This is a genomic window from Phytohabitans flavus, from assembly GCF_011764545.1.
In the GTDB taxonomy this organism is placed as follows: domain Bacteria; phylum Actinomycetota; class Actinomycetes; order Mycobacteriales; family Micromonosporaceae; genus Phytohabitans; species Phytohabitans flavus.
This window is the reverse complement of record NZ_AP022870.1, coordinates 514,338-538,212: the sequence shown is the minus strand read 5'-3', so window position 1 is coordinate 538,212 and position 23,875 is coordinate 514,338. Positions and strand designations below refer to the sequence as shown.

Annotated in this window: 15 protein-coding genes, 1 tRNA gene and 1 pseudogene; 4 read left to right on the top strand and 13 right to left on the bottom strand. The window is 71.0% G+C overall.

Annotated features, from left to right (window positions below; translation table 11 throughout):
• Positions 1-47 precede the first annotated feature (47 nt).
• Both Pflav_RS02355 and Pflav_RS02350 read right to left on the bottom strand, forming a co-directional pair.
• Positions 48-1,220, bottom strand: coding sequence for a branched-chain amino acid ABC transporter substrate-binding protein (locus Pflav_RS02355; RefSeq protein WP_173033377.1), 1,173 nt, complete (start codon positions 1,218-1,220; stop codon positions 48-50).
• Positions 1,221-1,418: 198 nt separating this feature from the next.
• Complete coding sequence (locus Pflav_RS02350; RefSeq protein WP_173033375.1) at positions 1,419-2,039, bottom strand: ANTAR domain-containing response regulator; 621 nt, start codon at positions 2,037-2,039, stop codon at positions 1,419-1,421.
• A 119-nt stretch (positions 2,040-2,158) separates the two neighbouring features.
• Between Pflav_RS02350 and Pflav_RS02345 the strand changes: the two genes are divergently transcribed.
• Positions 2,159-2,235, top strand: a tRNA-Leu gene (locus tag Pflav_RS02345).
• Between the two features lie 90 nt (positions 2,236-2,325).
• Positions 2,326-3,375, top strand: a complete 1,050-nt coding sequence (locus Pflav_RS02340; protein WP_173033373.1) for an NAD-dependent epimerase/dehydratase family protein — start codon at positions 2,326-2,328, stop codon at positions 3,373-3,375.
• A 20-nt stretch (positions 3,376-3,395) separates the two neighbouring features.
• On the opposite strand, the gene Pflav_RS02335 is transcribed toward Pflav_RS02340, so the two are convergent.
• On the bottom strand, positions 3,396-4,082 hold the full coding sequence (locus tag Pflav_RS02335; RefSeq protein WP_173033371.1) for a phosphoadenylyl-sulfate reductase: 687 nt from the start codon (positions 4,080-4,082) through the stop codon (positions 3,396-3,398).
• A gap of 7 nt (positions 4,083-4,089) precedes the next feature.
• Entirely contained in the window at positions 4,090-5,787 is a 1,698-nt protein-coding gene (locus tag Pflav_RS02330; RefSeq protein WP_173033369.1) for a nitrite/sulfite reductase, read from the bottom strand.
• Between the two features lie 151 nt (positions 5,788-5,938).
• Between Pflav_RS02330 and Pflav_RS02325 the strand changes: the two genes are divergently transcribed.
• Positions 5,939-6,988, top strand: coding sequence for a hypothetical protein (locus Pflav_RS02325; protein ID WP_173033367.1), 1,050 nt, complete (start codon positions 5,939-5,941; stop codon positions 6,986-6,988).
• Between the two features lie 120 nt (positions 6,989-7,108).
• On the top strand, positions 7,109-8,806 hold the full coding sequence (locus Pflav_RS02320; protein ID WP_173033365.1) for a hypothetical protein: 1,698 nt from the start codon (positions 7,109-7,111) through the stop codon (positions 8,804-8,806).
• Positions 8,807-10,625: 1,819 nt separating this feature from the next.
• Here Pflav_RS02320 and Pflav_RS02315 read toward each other — a convergent pair.
• From Pflav_RS02315 to Pflav_RS48345, 9 genes and pseudogenes are all read right to left on the bottom strand, one after another.
• The gene (locus Pflav_RS02315; RefSeq protein ID WP_173033363.1) at positions 10,626-11,972 is read right to left on the bottom strand and encodes a cytochrome P450; all 1,347 of its coding nucleotides are present in this window, start codon (positions 11,970-11,972) and stop codon (positions 10,626-10,628) included.
• Positions 11,969-12,514 carry a flavin reductase family protein gene (locus Pflav_RS02310; protein ID WP_173033361.1) on the bottom strand — a complete coding sequence of 182 codons (546 nt, stop codon included), beginning with the start codon at positions 12,512-12,514 and terminating at the stop codon, positions 11,969-11,971. Before Pflav_RS02310 ends, Pflav_RS02315 begins: the two co-directional genes overlap by 4 nt.
• A 2-nt stretch (positions 12,515-12,516) precedes the next feature.
• Positions 12,517-12,954 (bottom strand): acyl-CoA thioesterase, encoded by a 438-nt coding sequence (locus tag Pflav_RS02305; protein WP_173033359.1) that lies wholly within the window; start codon positions 12,952-12,954, stop codon positions 12,517-12,519.
• A gap of 3 nt (positions 12,955-12,957) precedes the next feature.
• Complete coding sequence (locus Pflav_RS02300; RefSeq protein WP_173033358.1) at positions 12,958-18,726, bottom strand: type I polyketide synthase; 5,769 nt, start codon at positions 18,724-18,726, stop codon at positions 12,958-12,960.
• The gene (locus Pflav_RS02295) at positions 18,723-19,730 is read right to left on the bottom strand and encodes an enediyne biosynthesis protein (RefSeq protein WP_173033355.1); all 1,008 of its coding nucleotides are present in this window, start codon (positions 19,728-19,730) and stop codon (positions 18,723-18,725) included. The genes Pflav_RS02300 and Pflav_RS02295 overlap by 4 nt, the downstream gene beginning before the upstream one ends.
• A gap of 5 nt (positions 19,731-19,735) precedes the next feature.
• Positions 19,736-21,763, bottom strand: a complete 2,028-nt coding sequence (locus tag Pflav_RS02290) for a CRTAC1 family protein (RefSeq protein WP_173033353.1) — start codon at positions 21,761-21,763, stop codon at positions 19,736-19,738.
• 3 nt (positions 21,764-21,766) lie between these two features.
• Entirely contained in the window at positions 21,767-22,756 is a 990-nt protein-coding gene (locus Pflav_RS02285) for a DUF1702 family protein (protein ID WP_173033351.1), read from the bottom strand.
• A gap of 215 nt (positions 22,757-22,971) precedes the next feature.
• Positions 22,972-23,427, bottom strand: coding sequence for a hypothetical protein (locus Pflav_RS44660; RefSeq protein WP_232070934.1), 456 nt, complete (start codon positions 23,425-23,427; stop codon positions 22,972-22,974).
• 254 nt (positions 23,428-23,681) lie between these two features.
• Positions 23,682-23,822 (bottom strand): annotated as a pseudogene (locus Pflav_RS48345) (carboxymuconolactone decarboxylase family protein); the annotation flags it as partial.
• Positions 23,823-23,875: the final 53 nt, after the last annotated feature.

The window sequence follows — 23,875 nt, the reverse complement described above, 5'->3', positions numbered from 1 at the left end:
GCCTGCTCCCGGCCGCACCCACGTGACTCGGTGACCCGAAATGGCCGTTAGGCCTTCGGGATCTCCACGTCCGGAACAACCTTCCCGGCCTCGACCTTGAACGCCCAGACGAGGACCTGGGTGGGGTCAAGCTCGCCGTTGCTCTCGAACTTGTAGGTCACACCCGTGGCCTGGCCCGCCTTGTTGTAGGCCTTGATCCAGGCGAGCATGTCGGCGCGGGTCGACTTGCCGTCCTTCAGGCCCTCAAGAACGATCTTGGTGATGTCGTACGACACGTCCGCGTAGGTACCGGGCTCGGCGTTGTCGAACGCGGCCTTGTAGTCGGTCACGAACGTGCCCTTGGCCTCCGTCGCCGGCGCGCACGGGCAGGTCAGGATCGTGCCCTCGGCGGCCTGCTGGCCGGCGACCGTGATGAAGTTGGCGTCGTTGACACCGTCACCAGCGATCATCGTGCCGGTCCAGCCCGCGCCCTTGAGCTGCTTGAGCAGCAGGCCGGCCTCGGTGTAGTAGCCACCGAAGAACAGCGCCGTGGCGCCCGAGTTCTTGATCTTGGTGACGACCGCCGAGAAGTTGGTCTGCTTGACCGCGACCTTGTCCTCGCCGGCCGGGGCGCCGATGACCTTCTTGACCTCGTCGGCCAGGCCCGCGCCGTACGCCGACTGGTCGTCGACGACGTAGACCTTCTCGGCCTTCAGAACGTTCTTGATGTACCGACCGGCGGCCGGGCCCTGCGACTCGTCGTTGCCCACACCCCGGTGGAAGACGCTCCAGCCCTTGGTGCTCAGGCTCGGGCGGGTCGCCGACGGGGTGATGGTGGGCAGGGTGCCCGACTGGAAGATCGGGTCCGCGACCTCGGACTCACCCGAGAACGCCGGGCCGATGATGGCGATCACCTTCTGGTCGCCGACCGCCTGCGTGGCCAGGGCCGGGGCCTTGGCCGGGTCGCCCTGGGAGTCGTACTCCACGATCTCAGCGGTGCAGTCGGCGTTGTCCTTGTTGTACTGGTCAATGGCCAGCTTCGTGCCATTGCGCATGTGAATACCCAAGCCGGCCGCGTCACCGGTGAGCGCACCGAAGAAGCCGATCTTCAAGCCGCAGGCGGCGTTGGCGCCGCTGCCGCTGTCGCTGTCACTGTCTTCTCCGGCCTGACACGCGGCACCACCGAATACGAGCGCGGCGACGACGATGCCACCGAACGCCCGCGCGAGCTTCTGCCTCAAGGCTCGAACCCTCCTCCATCAAATGGCCCGAACCACCCACTGCCGATTGGCTCTTGCGGGACAGACGAGCCCGACCGCTATCTCGGTCTGCGCCGGGACGTTATCCCACCAGGCGGGCGGCCCGTAAGGGCTTGACGGAGCAGTTGACGAAACCGTTACGTAGCGTGCTCGGCCAGACGGTAACGGTGTCATAAACAGCTACTGTTTGGGCTGCTCGGAGCCTTCGGTCGGCGTCTCTGTCAAGATCCGCTCGGCCACCTCTCGCATGGTCATACGGTGGTCCATCGCGGTGCGCTGGATCCACTTGAAGGCCTGCGGCTCGGTCATCCCATATGTGGTCATGAGGGTGCCTTTGGCCCGCTCCACGGCCTTGCGGGTCTCCAGCCGGTCGGTCAGCCCGGCCACCTCGGCCTCCAGCGCGGCGACCTCCTGGTAGCGGGAGAGAGCGATCTCGATGGCCGGCACCAGGTCGCTCTTCTGGAACGGCTTGACCAGGTAGGCCATCGCGCCGGCCGCACGGGCCCGCTCCACCAGGTCGCGCTGGCTGAACGCGGTGAGGATGACGACCGGCGCCACCCGCTCCGCCGCGATCCGCTCGGCGGCGGCGAGCCCATCCATGATCGGCATCTTGATGTCGAGGATGACCAGGTCGGGCTTGAGGTCCAGGGCGAGCCGAACGGCGGTCTCGCCGTCGCCGGCCTCGCCGACCACGTCGTAGCCCTCCTCGACCAGCATCTCGGCCAGGTCCAGGCGGATGAGCGCCTCGTCCTCGGCGATCAGCACCCGCCTGCGCTCGGCACCCACCTGCGTGTCGGCCACGAACCCCTACCCCTCACGGTGCTCCCCGGCATCTGCTTTCGACACACCGACCCGTCGGGTGTCGCCGCCCTCAGCGTAGTGGGTAGTCTGGTCGCGGTCAGGGCCCGACCCGACCGGCCGTCCCCGTATCCCAACCGGCAGAGGAACGGAGCTCAAACCTCCGACAGTGTGGGTTCGAATCCCACCGGGGGCACCACCTGCCCATTCCTTTCGGGACACCGGGCAAGCAACCGGGCAAGGCAATCCGGAGGATGACACCGGTTGCGCGGGATCGCACGCTGTCAACGTGCGTGTTCTGGTGACCGGAGGTACCGGCTTTCTCGGCTCCCACTCGGTGGCGCGGATCCTTGCGGCCGGCCATGAGGTGCGCCTGCTGGTCCGCGCCCCGACCCGGGTCGTTCCCGCGCTCGGCCCGCTCGGCGTGGACCCGGCGGCGGTGGACGTGGCGCGCGGCGACGTCACCGACGCGGCGGCCGTGGCCCTGGCGATGCGCGGATGCGACGCGGTGCTGCATGCCGCGTCGGTGTACAGCTTCGACACCCGGGAGCACACCCGGATGCGCGCGGTCAACGTTCGCGGTACCGAGGTGGTGCTCGACGCCGCCCGGGATGCCGGCGCCGACCCGATCGTGTACGTCTCCAGCTTCGCCGCTCTGCTGCCGAGCGCGGAGGACCCGATCACCACGGACAGCCCGGTGGGCGCTCCCCGAGAGACCTACATGGCGACCAAGGCCGCGGCGGAGCTTGTCGCCCGGCGGCGGCAGGACGCCGGCGAGCCGGTGGTGATCACCTATCCGCTGGCCACCCTCGGCCCGCACGATCCGCATCTCGGCGACCAGACCAGCAGGATCCGCAACGCGTTGCGGGGTCTGATGCCGATGTGGCCTTCGGGCGGGTTTCCGATCGGGGACGTACGCGACGTCGCCGGGTTGCACGCCGCCGTCCTGCGGCCCGGGCAGGGGCCGCGCCGGTACTTCGCCCCCGGTTCGTATGTCAGCACCCGCGAGCTCGTCCAGACGCTGCGGCGGGTCACCGGTCGCGCGCTGCCCGCCATCCACCTCCCCGCTCGCGCGATGCTGCCGGTAGGTGCCCTGACCGGGCTGACGCAGCGGATCGTCCCCGCGCACATCCCGGCGGAGTACGGCGCGATCTACACCTGCTTGGTAGGCCGCGCCGTCGACACCAGCGCCACCGCCGCGCTGCTCGGGCCGCACCACCATCCACTTGAGACGACCATGTTGGACACCGTGCGTTGGTTGCACCGTGCGGGCCACATCACCGATCGCCTCGCCGGCTCCGCGGCGACCCAGGAGCAGCCCGAACGCCGTCACGGGTAGCGCCAGCGCCGGTGTGGCGCTCAGGCGTGCAGGCCGCACTCGGTCTTGTCGAACATCGGCCAGCGGCCTGCCCGCGGGTCGGCACCGGGCGGCGTCCGGCGGGTGCACGGCCAGCAGCCGACGGACGCGTACCCCTGGCGCAGCAGCGCGTTGACCGGCACGTCGTACCGGTCGATGTACTCCCGCACGTCCGCCTCGGTCCACGCGGCGAGCGGCGCTACTTTGATCTTGCCGCGGCTGGCGTCGTACCCGACAACAGGCGTGTCCGCCCGGGTCGGGGACTCGTCGCGGCGTAGTCCGGCGGCCCACGCGTCGTAGCCCTCCAGCGTGCGCCGCAACGGCTGCACCTTGCGCATGTCGCAGCAGTGGTCCGGGTCGCGTTCGTAGAGGCGCGGGCCGTACCTGGCGTCCTGCTGGGCCACGGTCAGCTCGGGTCGCACAGACTTGACGGTCACCGGCATCGCGAGCTGCACGAGCTCGCGGACGTGCCGGGTCTCCGCGAAATGCAATCCGGTGTCGAGAAATACCACGTCGATGCCGGGCACCACCCGAGACGCCAGATGCACGAGCACGGCGTCGGCGAACGAGCTCGTCACACAGAACCGCTCGCCGAACTGGGTCGCGGCCCATTCCACGATCTCCTCGGCGGGCCTGCCCTCCAGGGTGGTCGACGCCTGGTCGGCCAGGTCGCGCAGCGCGGTCGTCATCTCGACCTCACGAAAGGCTGGTCTTGTCGGCACGGAGCACCCACTCGGCGAATGTCTCGCCTTCTGTTCGCTGCGTGGCGTAGTTTCGGGCCACCCGTTCCACGTAGTCGGGCAGCTCGCTGGCAGAGGTCTTCAGGCCGCGCAGCTTCAGGCCGAAGTCGCTGCGCTGGCCCCGACCCAGCGCGAGCCCGCCGCCGAGGTGGATCTGGAACCCCTCCACCGTCGTGCCATCCGGCCCGGGCACCAGCTGGCCTTTCAGCCCGATGTCGGCGACCTGGGTGCGGGCACAGGCGTTCGGGCATCCGTTCACGTTGACGGAGATGTCCACGTCAAGGTCGGCCAGGCGGCGCTCGATCTCGCCGACGAGCGAGACCGCCCGTGCCTTGGTCTCGACGATCGCGAGCTTGCAGAACTCGATGCCGGTACAAGCCATCGTGTTGCGCCTCCAGGTCGTTGGGCGGGCCGACAGGCCGGCCTCACGCAGCGCCGCGATCAGCGGCTCGGTCCGCTCCGGCGCCACGTCGAGGACCAGCAGCTTCTGGTACGGGGTGAGCCGCACCCGGTGGCTGCCATGCGCCTCGACGGCGTCCGCCGCCCGATCCAGCGACGTGCCGGAGGTACGGCCGGCGATCGGCGCGACACCCACGTACCGGTTGCCGTCCCACTGGCGGTGAACGCCGACGTGGTCGATCGGGCGGTCGGGCAGCTCCGGTGCCGGGCCGTCGACGAGCGGCCGGCCGAGGAACTCGTCCTCCAGCGTCTCGCGTACCCGCGCCGCACCCCAGTCCGCGAAGAGGAACTTGAGCCGGGCCCGGCTGCGCAGGCGGCGGTACCCGTACTCGCGGAAGAGCCGGACGACCGCCGCCCACACCTCGGGTATCTCGTGCATCGGCACCCAGGCGCCGAGGCGCTCGGCGAGGCGCGGGTTGGTGGAGAGGCCGCCGCCACCCCACAGGTCGAACCCCGGCCCGAGGTCGGGATGGATCGTGCCGACGAAGGCGAGGTCGTTCGTCTGGTACGGGGTGTCCGGCAGCCAGGCGACCGAGCTCTTGAACTTGCGCGGCAGGTTGGCGTAGTCGGGGTCGCCGAGGTAGGTGTCGACGATCTCCCGGATGGCCGGTGTCGGGTCGACGATCTCCGCCTCGGCCACACCGGCGACCGGGCTGCCGCAGATCACCCGCGGGCAGTCTCCGCAGGCCTCCATCGTGGAGAGTCCGACCGCCTCGATCTGCTCCCAAATGGCTGGGACGTCCTCGATCCGCACCCAGTGCAGCTGGATATTCTGCCGATCGGTGATATCGGCCGTGTCCCGCGCGTAGGTCCGCGAGATCCGCGCCACCGTACGCAGCTGTGCCAGGTCGAGTTGCCCGCCGTCGGCGCGGATACGCATCATGAAGTATTCGTCGTCCAGCTCGTGCGGCTCCAGCACCGCAGTGCGTCCGCCGTCGATGCCAGGCCTGCGCTGCGTGTAGAGCCCCATCCAGCGAAAGCGCCCGTGCAGGTCGTCCGGGTCGATCGAGGCGAAACCACGGCGGGAGTACGTCGTCTCGATGCGTTCCCGCACGTTAAGCGGGTCGTCGTCCCTCTTGATCCGCTCGTTGTCGTTGAGCGGTTCGCGATGCCCGAGCGCCCACTGGCCTTCACCCTGCGGCTGCCAGGCTGCGGCTCGGCCGGGAGGAGCCGAACCCACATTTAGATCCGCCACGGCCCACTCCTTTCGACCACTGTCGAGACCAGCTTGCTCCCGGGAATCGACGGCGTCCTTCTTCGTGCGTGCTGACGCGAGATGCTCATGGCGTTTATTGCATTAAGCTGCGTCTATGACGCGCTGGCGCTCAACCGCCATCGAAATCGCCATGTCGGCTCTGCTGTTCGTCGCAGCCCTCGGGGTCGTGGCCGTCGTGCCGGGCACACCGGAGCCCACCGGCGACCTCGTGCACCGGGTCACAGTGGACGGACACGCGATGTCGGTCCTGGTCGCCCCCGAGCGTCCTGGGTGGAATCTCGTCCTGCTGTCCGGCGCGGGCGCCGCAGCCGGTACGCGACGAGATCACATGTCGCCCGCAAACAGCCGGCCCGGTGCCGAAGGTGCGTGGGCGCTGGTGAAGCTGCCCGAGGGGTCGAGCCGCCTGTGGGTACGCCAGGACGGTCACACGGCGATGCTCACTGTGGACACCGGCCGGGAGCCGGCGGCGGTCGACCTGCGCGGGCCCGACGGGCCGGAGTGTGCCAGCGCGGTCCTCGGCGCCCATCTCGCGGGCACGGCGACCCCGGCGGCGTGTCCCGCCGACCAGCTGTCGCCTGTGGACGGTGCCGCGTTGCGCGCGACGGTCGGCTTTGTCGCCGCCCGGAAGGACCGCGCCATCACGCTGGTGACAGACGCGTCACCGCGCTCGGCGGCGGCCGCCGAGGTGGTCCGCGCCGCCGCGGCCCGCGAAGGCGTCACGGTGCTGCCGGAGGGGGCGCCGGCGAAGGGGCCGGCGGTCGTGGTGGCCGGCTGGGAGGCGGCGGCCGCGGCGCTCGACGGTGTCCTGACCGGCGGCGCGCGGGCCGAGGCCACGTACCTGGCACCCTGGCTCTTCAGCCCGCCGCTGCTGGCGGTACCGGCGGGGCAGCTCGTGGCCGCGCCGTTCGCGCCGGACGGCGAGCGCGCCCGCCACTACCTCGGCTCGCTCGGCGCCGCGCTCCCGGGCGCGGCACCCACCGGCGCCGGTTTCGCCGCGTGGCTCGGCACCGGCCACGAAGCCGGCGCGGAGAGCACCCGGCTGTACGCGCCCGTGTCGCTGAACCCGCGCCTCCTCGGCGGAATGGCACACCACGACCACGGCGGGGCGTCGGGTGCGCATTGGCTGGCCGGTGGCCGGCTCACGGCCGTCAGCGGCCCGCTGGCGGCGCGGGCGGGATGATGGTGCGCACGGGTGAAGATGCGTGTCGATCCCCCCGGCTGTGACCCTACACTTATGTCCAGTCTCAGTGCTTTTCATACCAGATTGCGGCGAGTTCTGGCAGGAGCCACGATCGCCGTGGTGGCAATGACCACCGGTGGGCTCGCAACGAGGGCCGACGCCCACACGCGGGGCGTCGTCGAGGTCCCGTCCAGCGTGGTGGCATCCGACGGGCAGAGCTACCACATCACCAACCACCTCACCAAGGCCGCGACGGGCGAGCGCGGACGGCACGACCAGCGCCGTGAGTACCTGCTGGCCTGGGCCGGGGACGAGAGCAACAACGCGCCCAACCCGACGACCGCCACGGAGCCCGACTTCCTGGCGATCATCGACGTGACAAAGGGGTCGCGCCACTACGGCAAGGTGGTCAACACCGTCACCATGGACACGGTGTTCGGTAACGAGCCGCACCACCTCCAGTACCAGTGGCACAAGGGCGACAAGGTGTTCGCCGGAGGCCTGCTCTCCGACATCACCTACGTCTTCGACATCAAGCACCTGCCGGTCGTCCGGATCAGCGGTGTCGTGCCGGGCGCGGCGACCCCGTGCGGTTCGGTGCCCGACGCGTACCAGGTGCTCTCCGACGGCACCGCCTACGGCACCTACCTGGGCGGGCCCGACGTCGCCGGTCCCTGCACGTACTCGGACGGGCAGACCCGGGTCGGCAACGGGTTCGGCGGCAGCCCCGGCGAGATCGTCCGGATCAGCCCGAAGGGCGAGCTGCTCGCCGAGATCCCGGCGGCATCCACTGTGGACGAGGGCGACGTCTGCAACAACATCCCGGCGCTGCCGCTGTCCAGCTGCGCCAACCCGCACGGCGTCGCGGTACGCGAGGACCTCAACCGGATGGTGACCGGTGACTTCCTCGAGGCGCGCAACTTCCTCGGTGGGCCCCCGCCGGCGGAGATCCTGATCCGCAACACCGTCCGGATCTTCGACATCAGCAACCGCGCGCGGCCGAAGCTGGTCTCGGTCTCGAAGCTGCCGCCGGGGCCGCGGCAGGTGCCGGACGTCGCGCTGACCGAGCCGTTCGGTCCGATGGAGACGGCGATGCCGCACAAGGCGAAGAACCGCGGCGCCTTCACCACCAACCTGAGCGGCGTCCTGTACTACGCGCCGGACATCACCGTCACTAATCCACAGTGGAGAGTGGTGTACGACGACCTCAACGCCTTCCAGCGCCTGTTCCCCGAGCAGACGCCGACCAGCATCGTCGACGGCGCCTCGTGGAGCCAGGTCAGCCCCGACGACCGGTACCTGTACCGGTTGATCCCGGGCGGCGGGGTCGGCTCACCCGGTGACACTGACACCGGCATGCTCCTCACCCTGGACATCCGGAAGCTGCTCGACGCCGGCCGAGGCGTCAAGTGCCGGATCGACACCGTCGAGGAGATCGGCGCCGGCGGCGCGGAACGCGACTGCCCGTCGCTGGTGAGCGCGGTGCCGATCGAGGACCTCACGCCGGGCGGCGCGCACTGGGCCGCCATGGACAACTTCCAGATCGGGCCGGGCGGCTTCTACAAGGAGGCCGAGCAGACCCGCCGGATCGCGGTGTCGAACTACTTCCTCGCCGCCACCGGTCGCGGTGGTAACCACGAGCTGTGCCTGTTCAACGTGAGCCTCGGCGGCCAACTGTCGCCGGACGAGGGGTTCCGCGACGAGCACCGGCACACCCCGTGCGTCAACTTCAACCGGGCCACCTGGCCCCACGGCGCGACCGGCAACGCCCGGCCGCACGGCATCCTCTTCGCCGTCGCGGACGCGGACATCCGCTAGGCGACACCCATCAGGGGTGGCCGGCACCGCCGGCCACCCCATCGTCCTGTGTGGACCGGCCGTCGAGGATCTCTTACCCGTCCTCCATCATGGACATTTGAGCTACCGCGATGTCCGCCGTGGTCCAGACCGCTGCTCCCGCGGCCTCACCCTCCGCGATTCACAACCCAACCCCCGGCCCGCGGGCGGCAGCGCGAGCAGATCGCCGCAAGAACGCTGGATCTAGCCGAGCAAGCCCTACCCCTTCTTTGCCTCCGGCGGCGATCTCCGGCGCCCGGGATGGGGGAAGTGCCGTCCCGGCGTCCCTCGACCCGTCAAGAGCAGAGCAGACCAACGCCCGGGGCGCCAGCGTCAGTGCTACCTGTTGATGTCCGTGGGTGGTGGCGCCCCGGGCGTTGGCCCGCTCCAAGGAGCAAGCGGGTCGAGGGCCGACGGGACGGCACTGCGGGTGGGGGCGCGCCTGGCGCCGCGCGCCGTTGGTGATCTCCCTGGTGATCGTTCGCCCGATACCTACACGACACGCCGACGGGGCCGCAGATTCTGGGCGAACGATCACCAGAGCTCTCCGCGCAAGTGGCTCGTCAGGCTTTGTGAAGACTTGTTGCTGCCAGGGCAACCACAAGTCCTCACAAAGCCACCCCTCGCCACACGGCGGCGGACATCGCGCCGGCTCAAATCCCGACGCGAAGCAGATCCGCAAAGGGACTGCGGACAGACTCAATGACCCCGACTCCGAAGGCTCATAGATCCAGGTCTCGGGCTTGGTTCCCCTTGATCGGCGCCATTGGTCGGAGCGCGCCAGCGAAAGTCCCCGAGACACCAACCTATGCGGCGGATTTCCCTTGATCGACGCAGGCAGCGTCGTGTCGCGCTGCGTCCGTGGCGAGGAATTGCCCCTGGAGGGTCAATTTTTCGCCACGGACGACCAGAGCGCCAACCGATCAAGGCCCGCCCCTCCGACAGCGCCAGCTGCCCACCGCCATCGCCCTCGTCGGCGCGATGGGATTGGAGCACGCAGCGATCAAGGGAAACAAGCGGTCAAAGATGCGCCAGCTCCGCGTCGCGCGCGCCAGACGGGACGCGGCCTCGCCGCCGGCCGTGCCGGCCCAGGGCCGGTCGTGGACCCCAGCCTCGCCGCCGGCCGTGCCGGCGCCGAGTCCGCGCCCTCCCGACGGAAACTCTGGATCTAGTCGACTTTCTGCCGTCAGGACGACAGGAAGTCGACTAGATCTCGCGGGCTTGGCCACAGCGGCACCTCGGGTTGGGTGCTTTAGCTGGTTTGTCCGCATGCCAGTCCGAGCACGCCAGCGATCGTGGTATTTAGCTGTCGCTATAACCACAGCTGAATACCACGATCTGCTGGATAGCGTCCGGGTGCGGCGCCGGACGAGCGTTCACGATTCGACCGGCTCTGATCGGTGCCCGGATGGGTCGCGGCCTCACGCCGGCGATGCCAGCCGAGGAGTCTCGGGTTGTGGAACCGCGGAGGGCGGGGCCGCGGGCGGCGGTCTTGACCCAATGCCACCAGCCTAGAGTGATCAAGGCGATGACCTGGGCATTCTCCGAGGCCGCGCGGAGTGCCGGGTACGGCCGGGTCCTTGGGGCGGGTCAAGGCGGCCCAGGATGGGACTGGCTTCACGATCGACTTAAGCTGAGTGACATTGGGTCCGGACCACCGCGGACATCGCGGTAGCTCGAATCTTTGTCAGGGCAACGAGTCCCACGGCCGCCATTGTGGACGGAGCGATGTGGCCGACTTCCCGAAGTCGTTGGTACGGCGCCGGTTGAAGCCAGCGCCGTACCGTCCGTCGACGCTCCTTCAGGCCGTGCGCACTGTCATCGGTAGGCCACCGCGGGCTCGCAGGGAGAGCATCGGCTCGGCGACGACGCGGTAGCCGGGCACCTTGGTGAGACGCAGCTCGCGGGCGACCATCGCCACGACGAACGCGGCCTCCATCATCCCGAGGTTGTTGCCGACGCAGAACCGCGGACCGGCACCGAACGGGATGTACGCGTACCGCGGCCGGTCCACGGCCCGCCCGGGCTCGAACCGCTCGGGGTCGAAGCGTTCCGGCTGGTCCCAGAAGGCCGGATGCCGGTGCAGCGTGTACGGGCAGATGAGCACGTCGGAGCCGGCCGGTACGTCGTACCCGCCCACGACGTCGGCCTCCTGGGCCAGCCGGGAGAGCATCCACACCGGCGGGAACAGCCGGATGACCTCGTCGATGACCATCGTGGTGTAGCGCAACCGGTGCAGGTCCTCGAAGGTCGGCAGCCGGTCACCGAGCACCTCGACCGCCTCGGCCCGCAGCCGCTCCCACACCTCCGGGTGCTGGTCGGCCAGGTAGAAGGTCCAGCTCAGCGTGCTCGCCGTGGTCTCGTGACCGGCCAGCAGCAGCGTGACCATCTCGTCGCGCATCCGCTGCCGCCCGACCAGCGGGTCCGCCTCGCGGGTCGTCGACTCGATCAGCCGGGACAGCGCGTCGTCCCCCGGCGGGCGCTCGCCGCGCCGCCGGACCAGGTCGTCGACGATCCGCTGGAGGTCCTTGCGAGCGCGGCGGAAGCGCAGCTGGTGGGGCAGCGGCACCCACATCGGCACCATGCTCATCGAGACCATCTCGAACATGGCCTGGTCCTGCATCGCCTCGAACGACTGCCCGACCGTGCTGAAGCCGCCCAGGTCGCTGTCGAGCAGCGTGCGGCCGAGCACGCCGAGGGTGAGCCCGGTCATCTCGGGTACCACGTCGATGGGCTCACCCCCGGCGTGCGCGCGCAGCCGGGCGACAAGCCCGGCCGCCTCCTCCGCGACGACGTTGGCCTGCTGCGCGATCCGCTTGGCCTGGAACACCGGCTGGATCACCTTGCGCTGCTTGCGCCACAGCTCGCCCTCGCTGGTGAGCAGCCCGTCGCCGAGCGCCCGCTTGGCCTGCGCCAGCCCCACGCCCTTGTGGTAGTTGGTCGGGTTGTCCGCCAGGACGTACTTGGCGTGGTCGGGGTGGTTGAAGAAGTAGAGAACCTTGGGACCGATGGCGATCCGCACCGCGTCGCCGTAGGCGGCGGCCGACGACATCAGCCCGAGCCGGTCCCGGACCAGCTTCCACAGCAGCGCGGGCGCCATCCGGGCCGGGGGTCCGGGCGGCACGCGTCGAGCAGGGGCGAGCGTCATGTGGACACCTCGTTCGACACGGCGGCCGCGCGGAACCGGCCGTTGATGAACACCAGCACGTCGTCGTCGGAGCACCGGTACAGGGAGACCACCTTGCCGAGGAAGATGGTGTGGTCGCCGCCGCCGTACGAGCGCCACAGCTCGCACTCGAAGTGCGTGACGGCACCGGCGATCAGCGGCGCGCCGGTGAGCCGGCCGGGTTCCCACGACACCTGCTCGAACTGCGCCATCCCCAGCGGCCGCCACCGGTTGGCGAAGTGCCGCGCCACGTCCTCCTGGTCGGCGGCGAGGATGGACACGCCGAAGCTGCCCGCCGCCGTCAGGTTGGTGTGCATGATCGCGTCCTGGTCCACGCACACCGACGCCAGCGGCGGGTCCAGTGACACCGACGTGAAGGAGTTGGCGGTCATCCCGTGCGCGACGCTGCCGCCCACGGTGACGACCGTGACGCCGGTCGCGAAGGTGCCGAACGCACGCCGGAGCACCTTCGTGTCGGTGACCTCGCCGGACGGCCCGGATCCGTTGACGCTCACCTCTCCCATGGCTACACCCGGGCAGGCGCGTACGGCTCGAGGGCCTGGGCCAGCGACTCCGGCACCCGGGTCGGCACGGTGGCGGTGTTCGGCCCGCGCATGCAGGCCACCCGCTGCCGGCCCCGGGCGACGAGGGTCTCCCCGCCGCCCGGCTCGAGCCGCACGTAGTCGAAGCTGAACTCGACCTGGGTCTGGGCCAGGTCGACCAGGCGCATCCGGATGGAGAGCTCGTCGAACGCGGTGATCTCGGCGTAGAACTCGCAGTCCACCTTCAGCGTGAAGAGCTTGAGGTCGTCCTGGAGGTCGGCGAGGACCGCCGGCGCCCGCTCCTTGAGGAACATCTCCCGGCAACGCCCCTGCCACCGCAGGTAGTTGACGTAGTAGACGTTGCCGACGATGTTGGTTTCCTCGAAGCCGACCGTGTGCGGGTACTCGAAGTACTTGTCCATCTGCTACTTCCATCCCTCGGTGAGGATCGCGATCGCGACCGGTTCGGCGGCGTCCCGCAGGCTCGTGACCAGCGTGGCGATCCGGAGCGTGCCGGAGGCGAGCACCAGCCAGGCGTCCTGCCGCCGTGGGGTCACGGTGAGCGGCGCGTGTGCCGGGAGGCCCGCCTTCTGTAGGCACTCCATGGCCGCCCACACCCGAGTTGCCGCCGCGTCCGCCGACTCGCCCAGCTCGGCGCGGACCAGCTCGGCCAGGCCGGCGTGCCCGCCGAGCAGCGCGCGCCACGCCGCCGGGTCCCGCTCGGCGACCGGTTCCACGTCGCAGCCGACCGTGCCGGGGGCCGCCACGACGAGCGTGACGCCGCCGCCGTGCGAGGCCGAGATGGCCCGGTCGCCGTCGATCTCGGGGCGCCCGTCCGGCCGGTACCCGACCGAGGTCGGGCCGCCGAGTGCGCGGCCTGCCGTCAGCGCCGTCTGGTCGCGGTGTTGCGCCTCCCGGCCACCGGGGTACGGCTCGACCGCCACCGCCATCCGCGCGCCGAGCAGGTCCTCCAGCGCCCTTTCCAGGTACGGCCCGAGCAGCGGGGCGACCCACGGACCCCGGCCGTCCTTCTTGCGTACGGCCTGGAGGCGCAGCCCGTCCCACCGCTCGACGACCTCGCCGTCCCTGGTGCGTACGGCGATGTCGTAGACGTACGTGTCCCCGTCGCGGCTGCGCTCGGTGGCGCAGAAGCGCAGCTCGCCGGCGGCGGCGAGCTTGTCGCCCCCGGGGTGCACCCGCTCGATGCCGGCCGGCAGCAGCGTGGCGTGCGGTACGCAGACCTGGTTGCCGTGCATCAGCGCGTCCCGCATGCCCGGGTCGCCGAGCAGCAGCTCGCCGGGGAGGAAGCTGGCGAACCAGTTTCCCGCCTCGACCGCGGCCACGTCGACGTCGACGTGCCGGGCGGCCGCCCGGTGGTAGCGGACCAGCCGGTGGAACCGTCCACCTTGGAACAGCGTGTCCCCGTACAGGTCGCGGGCGGGGTCCAGCGGCACCGCCGGCAGCCCTTCGGCGACCTGGTACGGCGCCCCGTCCGGCACGCCCGCGCCGATGAAGCGCAGCCGGGCGTGGAAGTGGTCGGCCGCGAACCTGGTCTCCGAGCTGCGGATCGCGACATCCACGGTGTCGTCGTCGGTGACGACCGCCGCGATCCGGATGGTGGTGCTCCCCTCCGGCGGCACGACGATCGGCCGTTCGAACTCGACCCGCTCGAGCACGGGTACGGTGCCCCGGCCGGTTGCCGCGGTGGCCACCTGGGCCATCGCCTCCATGCCGAACACCGCCGGGAAGAGCAGGTTGCCGTCGAGGCGGTGGTCGGCCAGGTACAGGTCGGTGCCCGCGTTCAGCTCCACCTCGGTGACCAGCTCGACCCCGTGGTACCGGACCAGGGGCTTCTCGACGAAGCGCAGCAGCGGCAGGCCGGGCAGCTCGCGGCGTACCGTGTCGATGCCCTCGGTCCGCCCGCTGACCACGACCACGCCGGGCGCGTCGGGGTCGTCGAGCAGCCGCCGCATGATCTCCACGCCCTGGTCGGGCGAGATCGGCGTGATGCCCTCGCGGTAGAGGCCCTCGACGACCGATAGCCGCTCGCCCATGCCCACGCCGGACCAGACCGACCACTCCAGGCAGAGGGCGCGGCAATGCGGGTGCTCCCGCGCGTACTCGGTGGTGAGGTCGGCCAGCCAGTCGTTGGCGGTGGCGTAGTGCGCCTCGCCACGCAGCCCCGCCCGGCCAATGATGCTGCCGAACGTGACGAGCAGCCGCAGCCGGTCGCCGTCGACCGCGTCCAGCACCGCGCGCAGCCCGTCGATCTTCGGGGCGAAGGTACGGCGGAACGCGGCCTGGTCGAGGCTGGTCAGCGCGGCCGGCTCGTTGCGACCCGCGCCGTGCAGCACAGCGGTGACCGGGCCCAGCTCGGCCGTCACGCTCGCGACCGCCTGCCGCACCTGCTCCGGGTCGGTGACGTCCGCCCGGGCGTAGTGCACGCGCACGCGGGCGTCCGCCATGCGGCGCAGGTTGTCCGCGAGCTCCGGGTCCGCGTCCGGGTCGGAGCGGCCCAGCACCGCCAGGGCGGCGCCGGTGTCGGCGGCCACCGCGAGCGCGCACTCGGCGGTGATGCCCTTGCCGCCGCCGGTCACGAGCAGCACGTCGGTGTCGTCCAGCGGCTGCTGCGTGCGGGCCGGCCGGACCGGCATCGGGCGCAGCGTCGGCACCCGCCGCACGCCGGCCGCGTCGTAGTACACCTCGCTGAAGGTCGCGGTCGCGGCCACCTCCGCGAGCACCCGGTCGGGCGCGTCGGGCGTCGGCGGCAGGTGCACGATCGTGGTGCGCACGTGCGGCGCCTCCAGCCGGAGCGTCTTGGCCAGGCCAGCCGCGCCTCGGCCGTGCTGCACGAGCACGAACCGGTTGGCGGCGGCGCCGGTCGCGACCGCCTTGGCACCCCACAGCGCCACCTCCAGGTGCTGCTCGGTGCAGTCCTCGGGCAGGCAGACGAGCACGCCGCCGCCGACCTTGCCGTGCTCGAGCACCCCGCGCAGGGACTCGGCGAGCTGGCTGTCCCCGGCCGCGTACACCCGCCACGGGCCGTTGTGCTCGGTCGCGGCGCGGGCCGGCAGCGGTACCTCGTCGAGGTCGACCGTGAACGGCCGGGCCCACACGGCGGCGCCCGCGACGAGCTTCGGCCCGGCCGCGTCCGCCTCCTGGGCGGTCTCGGCCAGCTCGGCGAGGGCCTTGGCCAGCTCCCCCACCGTCGCGGTGGCGAAGTTGGTCGGTGCCTGGGCCGGTGACAGGCCGAGGTGCTGGGCGGCCTGGTTCATCACCTGGCCGACCGTGATCGAGCTCAGGTGCAGGTCGTCCAGGAGCCGGCTGTCCTCGCGGACCATGTCCATCGGCAGCTCGGCCCGCTCGGCCGCCAGCCGTCGCAGCACGTCCACACTGGACTCGGTCGGGTCGGCGGGCAGCGCGGGCGCGCTCGTGGCCGCGACCGCGGCCTGCCCTACGCCGCCCCGCACGTCCACCACCGGGGCGGCCTCGCACGGGCTGGCGAAGAACTTGAACTCGGCGCCCACCTGGAGCGGCCGGGTCAACCGGCCGTGGAACAGCGTGGCGTGCACGCCCGCGGCGCCGACGACGTACGCGGCGGCGACCACGCGAAGCAGCCCGGCCAGCGACTCGTCGTCGGTGTCCAGGGCGACCGCCGGCACGTCCGTGGTGCCGCTGGCGAGCCCGCTGAGCACCCGCCCCGGCCCGACCTCGACGAGCAGGTCGATGTCCTTCGCGGCGAGCGCGACCGCCTGGGCGAAGAGCACCGGGTCGGTGATCTGCCGGTGCAGCAGGGCCGGTACGTCGGTCTCCGGCGCCAGCGCCTCACCCGTGACGGTGGAGACGATGCGCCGCCCGACCCGGCCGAACCGCTCGGCGGCGAGCCGGTCGCCGAACGCGGCCGCCGCCGGTGCCACCAGCGGCGAGTGGAACGCGTGCGACACCGACAGCCGGGTGCACTGGAGGCCGGCCTCGGCGGCCTTGCCGGCGGCCGCCTCGATCGCCTCGACCGTGCCGGCGATGACCGTCTGGGTCGGCCCGTTGTAGCCGGCGATCACGACCGGCAGGCCGGCGATGAGCGCGCTGACCGTCTCCGGCGACGCACCGATGCCGGCCATGGTGCCGGAGGCGCTGTGCTCGGTCATCGTCCGGCCCCGGACGGCGGCGACGCGCAGCAGCGTCTCCTCGTCCATCGCGCCGGCCCACTGAAGCGCCGAGATCTCGCCCAGGCTGTGGCCGACCGCGACGGTCGCCTCCAGGCCGAGGGTGGAGAGGGCGCGCAGGCCGGCCAGCGAACCGGTGACGATCCGCGGCTGGGCCACCGCGGTGGCCACCATGTCGCCGCCGGTGGGCAGCGCCGCCCCGGCGTACACCTCGTCCACCTCGGGGAACCGGCGGCGCAGCGCACCGCCGCTCGTGCCCCTTCCCGAGCCCTGGCCCGGGAAGAGGTACCCGATCCGGCCGGGCCCGCTGGCGTGGCCGAGGAAGCTGCGCCCGTCGGCGGCGAAGAGCGTGGTCTCACCGGCGTCGAGCGCGTCGCAGACCCGGCGCAGCCGGGCCTCCGCGTCGTCCGGCGAGGAGACCACGACGGCCGCGCGGTACGGCAGGTCGCGCAGCTCCCGGTGGAGCGTGGCGGCCAGGTCGGCGAGCTGGGCGAACGCCAGCGCGGGCACGAAGTCGACCAGCCGGCCCAGCCGCTCGCGCAGCTCCTGCGGCGTCGCGCCGTCGACGACCAGCAGCTCGACGTCCTGCGCCGACGAGGCCAGCGCGCGGGTACGGGTGTCGAACGAGGTACGCCGCGGCAGGTCCGACTTGTCCAGTACCACGTGGGTGTTGATGCCGCCGAACCCCATGGCCGTGATACCGGCGCGCACCGGCATGCCGGAAGGCCACGCCTCGGCCTTGCGCAGCACCCGCAGCGCCGCCGAGTCCTCCGTCAGCAACGGGTGCGGGTCGACGCAGCCGATCGCCGGCGGCAGGACCTCCTGGTGTACCGCCATCGCGGCCTTGATGAGGCCGGCCACGCCGGCGGCGGCCTTGGTGTGGCCGATCATCGCCTTCACCGAGCTGATCGCGGCGGGTGCCGCGTCGGGGTCGGCGCCCCGCCGGGCCAGCGACAGCGCCTGGAGCTCGGTCGCGTCGCCGACCGCGGTGCCGGTGCCGTGTCCCTCGAAGAGGCTCACCGTGCCGATGCCGAAGCCGGCCCGCTCGTACGCGCGGCGCAGTGCGAGCTGGTACCCGCTCACCTCGGGCCGGGTGATGCCGCCCTTGCCGTCCGAGGAGATCCCCCAGCCGGCGATCGTGGCGTAGACGCGGTGCCCGGCGGCGACCGCCTCCTGCTCCCGCATCAGCACGACCATCCCGCAGCCCTCGCCCGGCCAGAAGCCGTTGGAACCGCGGTCGTACACCTTCATGTCGCCCTTGGCGAGCGCACCGGTCTTGGCGAACCCGATGATCTCGAACGGGTCGATCGAGAGGTCCACCCCGCCGGCGACCGCGACGTCCACCTCACCGTCGATGAGGTTCTTGCTCGCGGTCGCGACCGACAGCAGCGAGGAGGAGCAGGCGCCGTCGACCGTGAAGCCGCCGCCCTTGAGGTCGAAGTGGTTGCAGATCCGGCCGGCGATCGTGTTGGAGAGGCCACCGGCCAGGGTGTCCTCGTCGACCGCCGGGAAGGGGCTCTTGAACGTCGACTCGAAGCCGTCCAGGAACGAGGTCAGCTGGTCGTCGTCCCACTCCTGCTCCTTGAGCGCGGCGGCGACCATGCGGCGCACGTACGGCCAGCGCAGCCGCAGCTGGTTGGCCCGGGAGAACTCGCCGGTGAGCGTGTTGCCCACCACCACGGCGGTGCGTTCGCGGGGCAGCCCCTCGGCCATCGGGAAGCCCGCGTCGGCCAGGGCGAGCGCCGCAGTGTCGAGCGCGAGCCAGTGGGTGAGGTCCGTGGAGCGGTACGTGCTGCCGGCGACCTTGTAGGCGATCCGGTCGAACTCGTACCCCTCGATGACCGCGGCGTTGCGCGCGTAGAAGCGGTCCGGTGTGGCCGGGTCCGGGTCCCAGTAGTCCTCGAGCCGCATCCGCACGTCCGGCAGCCGGCGGAAGGCGCGGCGGCCGGCGAGCGCGTTCTCCCACAGCTCGCGGGGCGAAGTGGCGTCCGGGTAGCGGCAGGCCATGCCGACGATTGCGATCCGCGTCATGCGTTCACGACCTCTTTCTCGGTGTGGTCTTTGCCGTTGGGCGAGACCACCGCGACCGCCGGCTCGGGCGGTGCTGCCGCCAGGGCGGCGGCACGCTCGGCCGCCTCGCGCTCCTCGCGGGCCTTGTTGACGAAGTAGAGCGCCCAGTGGAAGCCGCCGCGGGTCAGGCAGACGAGTGCGGTGGCGAAGAAGATCCCGTACGCGATGCCGGCGCCGGTGATGATGCCGTACACGATCGCGACGCCGGCGCCGAAGGCGATCTGGGCGGCGGGACGCGACGGGCTCGTACCGGGGTCGGTGACCATGTAGTTGGTGAAGAGCACGAACGCGACGCCGGTCATCATGATCAGAGCACCCGGTATCGACGTGTCCAGCACGATGCCGCGGAAGATGCCCTGGAGCGCGAACGCGACAAGCCAACCCATGATCAGCCACATCCGGCCGGTGAGCATGCCGTTGATCATGGTGCCGCCGAGGACGATGACCGCCGGGATGATCCAGTCGACGGGACCGCTGACGTGCTCGGTGAAGTGGTACGGCGGCGCGACGCTGGCCCACGGGAACACCAGCAGGATCACCGCGATGCCGAAGTTCGACGGGTTCATGTAGTGGCGCAGCCGGCCGCGCACCGGCGCCCGCAGCACCCACTTGGCGCCGATCGCGACCGCCACCCCGAACATCATCGCCCAGACCTGGTCGTTGACGTAGATCAGCATGTTGAGCGCGAGGCTGGTGATGTGGGCCGGGTAGAGGAACTCCACCATGCCGCGTACCCCGTTGCCCATGAACCGCGGCGAGCGGCCCTCCGCGCGGGCTCCGATGATCTCCAGCGCGATCTCGATCGTGTAGCCGGTCAGGATGGCGATGAACGGCCAGGTCCACGGCTGCTCGAAGCCGAAGATGGTGAAGCCGAGGATGTTGAAAACGGTGATCGAGATGGCGAAGTTGCGGAGTGCCTTGATCACTTTGGGATCGTGCCGTGGTGCCTTCTGAGTCTCGGCCATGTCCGTCACCTCTCCAGGGCCAGGGCGCCGAGCTCGAGCGAGTGCCAGCCCGGGGTCAGTCGTAGGTCTTGCTCGTGCACCTCTCCGGCGCGGTCCCGCCACCGCAGGTGCACCTGCACCGTCCCGGTGACGTTCTCGCCGAGGCCGATGTGCACCTCGTGGCTGCGCTTGCCGGAGTGGCCGCTGCCGCCGTCGACCCGGCCGAGCAGCTTGCGCCCGTCCTCGGTCGTCACCGTCACCTGGGCGCCGACAACCGGGGAGCCGGTCGCCGCACCAGTGGTCGCCGTCGCGGCATCGGCCGCGGGCTTCTCCGCCTCGTCCGTGGCGCCGGCCGGCGCGGCCGGGTGGGTCAGCCGCAGGCCGAGGAACGCACCCGAGGACTCGCTGTCGTTCTGGTAGTAGACCGGCGCGTCCCACTGGCGGGCGACCGCGAAGTCGAGGAGGCCGTCGCCGTCCGCGTCGCCGGTGGCGATGCCGCGGGTCGGTACCGGGATGTCCAGGCCGAGCTCACCGGCCAGGTTCACGTAGCGCCCGTCCTCGCCCTTGACGAAAAAGTGCATGCGCTGGCTGCCGCCGACGTCGTCGCCGGCGACCACGTGCGGCCACCAGTGCGGGTTGTCCAGCGCGAGGTCGTTGGCCATGGCGAGCTCCTGGAGCTGCGGCCAGCGGTTGACCTCGCCCTTCACGAACCCGGTGGTCTGCGCGACGGCGAGCGAGCCGCTGTTGTTGAAGTCGGCGAGCTTGACGTCCCAGCCCCACCCGGACCAGGCCAGACCGAGCGGCGCGCTGCGGTCCACGTACGGCGCCTTGCCGTTGCCGAGCTGGGCCCGCAGGTCGTCCACGTCCTTGGCGGTGCTCATGAACGCGAAGTGGCTCTCCTCCAGGCCGAACGAGGTGGTGATGTTGCTGACGTACATGTCGTAGAGGCCGTCACCGTCGAGGTCGCCGAAGTCGACGCCCATACCCTTGAACGAGTCCGCGCCGATCCGCTTCGACTTGGGCACCAACGGCTTGCGTACGGCCTTGACCGGGGAGAACTTGATGCGGCCCGGGGTCGACTGGTTGTAGAGCAGGCGGTCGGGGCCGAAGTCGTGCGCGAGGTACAGCTCCGGCAGCTGGTCGCCGTCGAGGTCGTTGGCGCCGGAGGCGAGCACCCAGCCCTTGGAGACGTTGCGGGGCAGCACGTCGGCGACCATCTCGAACGTTGCCGTGGGCTGCGCGCCCGCGGTGGCCTCGGTCCAGCGGAAGAAGTAGTCCTCGCCGCCGTTGAACGCGTTGGACATGGAGTGGTTCATCGCCACGCCGGTGCTCTTGGTGTCGTCCAGCACCGGGCCGTGCGGGAAGTAGTTGCCGATGTAGATGTCGAGGTGGCCGTCACCGTCGAAGTCGTCCGCGGCGGCGGAGTTCGAGTTCCACAGTGGACCCGTGTAGTCCGGGCCGCGTCCGCCGGGGACGAGCTCGGTGGCCTGGAACGACGCCGCGGTGAGGTCGGTCGTGCCGGTGGTGGCCGACTCCTCGGCTGCCCGCGCCAGGTAGACGATCGGCGTGCGGCCCCACAGGTAGACGAGCACGTCCATCCGCCCGTCCTCGTTGAAGTCGCCGGGCAGGCAGCCCATCGGCGCCATGGCGACGCCCATCGGCAGCGCACCGGGGTTGAGCGCGAACGGCGCGTACCGGCCGGCGCTCGCACCCGGCACCGGCGTCACCACGACCTGGTCGATGCGCGGGTCGGTGATGCAGAGGTCGTTCGCGAGCCCGTCGCCGTCCAGGTCGTTCATCGCCACGCCGGCGCCCACGGAGGAGATCCAGGCGTCGATGTTCTTGTAGTCCTTGTTCACCTTGCGGATCGTCTGCTGCGGGTACCCGCCCGGCATCGCGATCGACATCGGCGTGAACGCGTACCTGCTCGCCATGCTCTCCAGCTCGGCGGCGGTCGCGGTGGGCAGCCGGGACACCTGGAACAGCGTCGCGACCAGCGCCAAGGCGACGATTCCGGGCAGCTGCCTGCGCAGCCAGCCAACTCTCTGGGCCATGTGCTAGCACCTTCCGATCGACACGAACTCGTTGGCGATGCGCTGGCGCCACACCTCGAACGCGGGGATCTCGCCCCGGACCGGTCCGTCGGGACGCGTCCGGGTGCTCACCTCCGCCGCCTCGGCGACCGCCATGCCGCAGAACACTTCGGTCGCGACCTCGTTGTGCGGCACCACCAGGCCGGCGAGGACGCGGGCCGACGCGGCGAACGAGGCGCCCTGCGCGACCTGTGGCCGGTACTCGCCGGCGCGGTCCCAGAACGACCGCAGCTCCGCCTCGTCGGCCCCACCCGCGTAGGTGGCGGCCAGCCCGGCGCCGGCGAAGAGGTCCGCCCGCCGCTGCTCGGGAAACTTCTCGATCATCGACGCGACGAGGTCGGCGTCGGTGCCGCCGACGAACCACATCGCCCGGCCGATGCCCTGGTCGATGACGCGGTCGGCGTGCCACCTCGGCCCATCCGAGGGCCACGGGAACCGCTCCTCGCGGTACTGCTCGTGCACGTACCGCTGGGTGCGGAAGTACGCCTGGTGGAAGCCGTACCCGTCCAGCGCGAGCCACCGCAGCAGCGGGTCGGTCGGCGCGATCTTCGACCACGAAGCGCGGGGCACCCGGGCCATGGCCCAACCCACCCCGACGATGACCATGTAGATGTGCGCCGCGCCGCGACCGGCGATGAATCGGGAGAGAAGCCCACCGCTGCCGAATGGCAGTGCGTCCCGGACGGCGAATCCCATTGCCGCGCCCTCGTAAGCGAATCCGCGAAAGCGCGTCGGGATTTCTTCGAGGCGTTCCTCCGCATCCAATGGCGTCCGCGCCTCGGCGGCATAGGCGTAACCGGTGAGAAACGTCCGGCCGACCCGCTCCAGCAGCTCTTTGGCGGCTGGGCTTTTCTCGTTGAATCCTCGGACGTCCAATCTTGTCGCCGACATGTTAGGTGTCAGAATGCGGCGCCTCAGCGCTGGCCATACACCGGTCAACTCTCCCCCAAACATCGAATTACCCATCGTGGAGAGTGGGCTGGATTGAGCCTCGCAAAGGGTGCAACGCACGTCATCTCCGGACGTGCTCTGGGCCTTCTTCAGACGTGCTCGCCGATGCCAGAAATTCGATTCTGGTGAGTGCCACTATTCATTTTCTGCACGGCCGGCGCAATCGATCGTTGATAATGCGGTAGCTCTGCGCACGCTCCGGATGAAGACCCGGTGTCTCAGGCCGGCAGGTGCCAGCCGCCCACGCGGCGCGCTGCGGTGAAGCTGGCCCACGCGGCGGCGTCGATCAGGTCGGCGGCGGAGTGCCCACGCAGCCGGAACTCCCGGACGGTCTCTTCGTCCACCTGGTACGAGGCCAGGGCGGTCAGCAAGGCCAGTCGGGCCGCGGCACGGTCGGGCTCGGGCAGCGCGGCGATGAGGTCCTCGCACCACTCCCGGCTGAGCCCGGTCTCCTCGCCGCGCCAGCCGTCCAGCCGCTGGCGCACCAGCGCCCGTACCGCCGGTGACAGGGCACGCTCACCGGCGGCCTCGAACGCCGCGTACGACCGGGCCACCGCCGAGGCGACGGTGGGGTTGCCGACGGCCCAGCCCGCGTCGGGCGGCAGCGGCGCGTCCGGCAGCAGGGGCAGCGACCGCCCGGGCTCGCGGATCTCCCGCAGCGACGCGCTGAGCACCCGGCTGATGCCGTGCTTGAAGCGGCGCCGGGCCCGGGGCTGAGCCTCGGCGGCAGCAGGAAGTTGGCGAGGAAGACGTTCACCATCCGGCTCAGGTAGTGGAAGCTCACCACCACACCCACGAGCTCGGCCCGCTCGTCCTCCTGGAACGGTGGGCGCACCGCCGCGGGCGCGTCCGGCTGGTGCGCGACCCGGGCCCAACTGGCGAGGGCACGTACCCGGACGTCGGCGACGTCGTCCAACCGGTCCGCGGCGATGGCCTCCGCGTCGTGCTCGGTGGACAGGTCGTACATCCCCGTGCTGTGCATGTCGACGCAGTACGGGCAGATGTTGGCGACCGACACCGCGGCGGCGACCGCCTCCTTGCCCAGGCGGTCGACCGCTCCCCCGGTCATCAGCGGCTCGCGCATCAGCGCCCAGTACGCGGCCAACGCCGGCGGTGAGGGCG

Bases quoted from the DNA above. Each gene is read 5' to 3' on its own strand.
- Pflav_RS02335 (WP_173033371.1), bottom strand. From the start codon at position 4,082: ATGACGACCGCGCTGCGCGACCTGGCCGACCAGGCGTCGACCACCCTG.
- Pflav_RS02325 (WP_173033367.1), top strand. From the start codon at position 5,939: ATGTCGGCTCTGCTGTTCGTCGCAGCCCTCGGGGTCGTGGCCGTCGTG.
- Pflav_RS02315 (WP_173033363.1), bottom strand. From the start codon at position 11,972: ATGACGCTCGCCCCTGCTCGACGCGTGCCGCCCGGACCCCCGGCCCGG.
- Pflav_RS02310 (WP_173033361.1), bottom strand. From the start codon at position 12,514: ATGGGAGAGGTGAGCGTCAACGGATCCGGGCCGTCCGGCGAGGTCACC.
- Pflav_RS02305 (WP_173033359.1), bottom strand. From the start codon at position 12,954: ATGGACAAGTACTTCGAGTACCCGCACACGGTCGGCTTCGAGGAAACC.
- Pflav_RS02300 (WP_173033358.1), bottom strand. From the start codon at position 18,726: ATGACGCGGATCGCAATCGTCGGCATGGCCTGCCGCTACCCGGACGCC.
- Pflav_RS02295 (WP_173033355.1), bottom strand. From the start codon at position 19,730: ATGGCCGAGACTCAGAAGGCACCACGGCACGATCCCAAAGTGATCAAG.
- Pflav_RS02290 (WP_173033353.1), bottom strand. From the start codon at position 21,763: ATGGCCCAGAGAGTTGGCTGGCTGCGCAGGCAGCTGCCCGGAATCGTC.
- Pflav_RS02285 (WP_173033351.1), bottom strand. From the start codon at position 22,756: ATGTTTGGGGGAGAGTTGACCGGTGTATGGCCAGCGCTGAGGCGCCGC.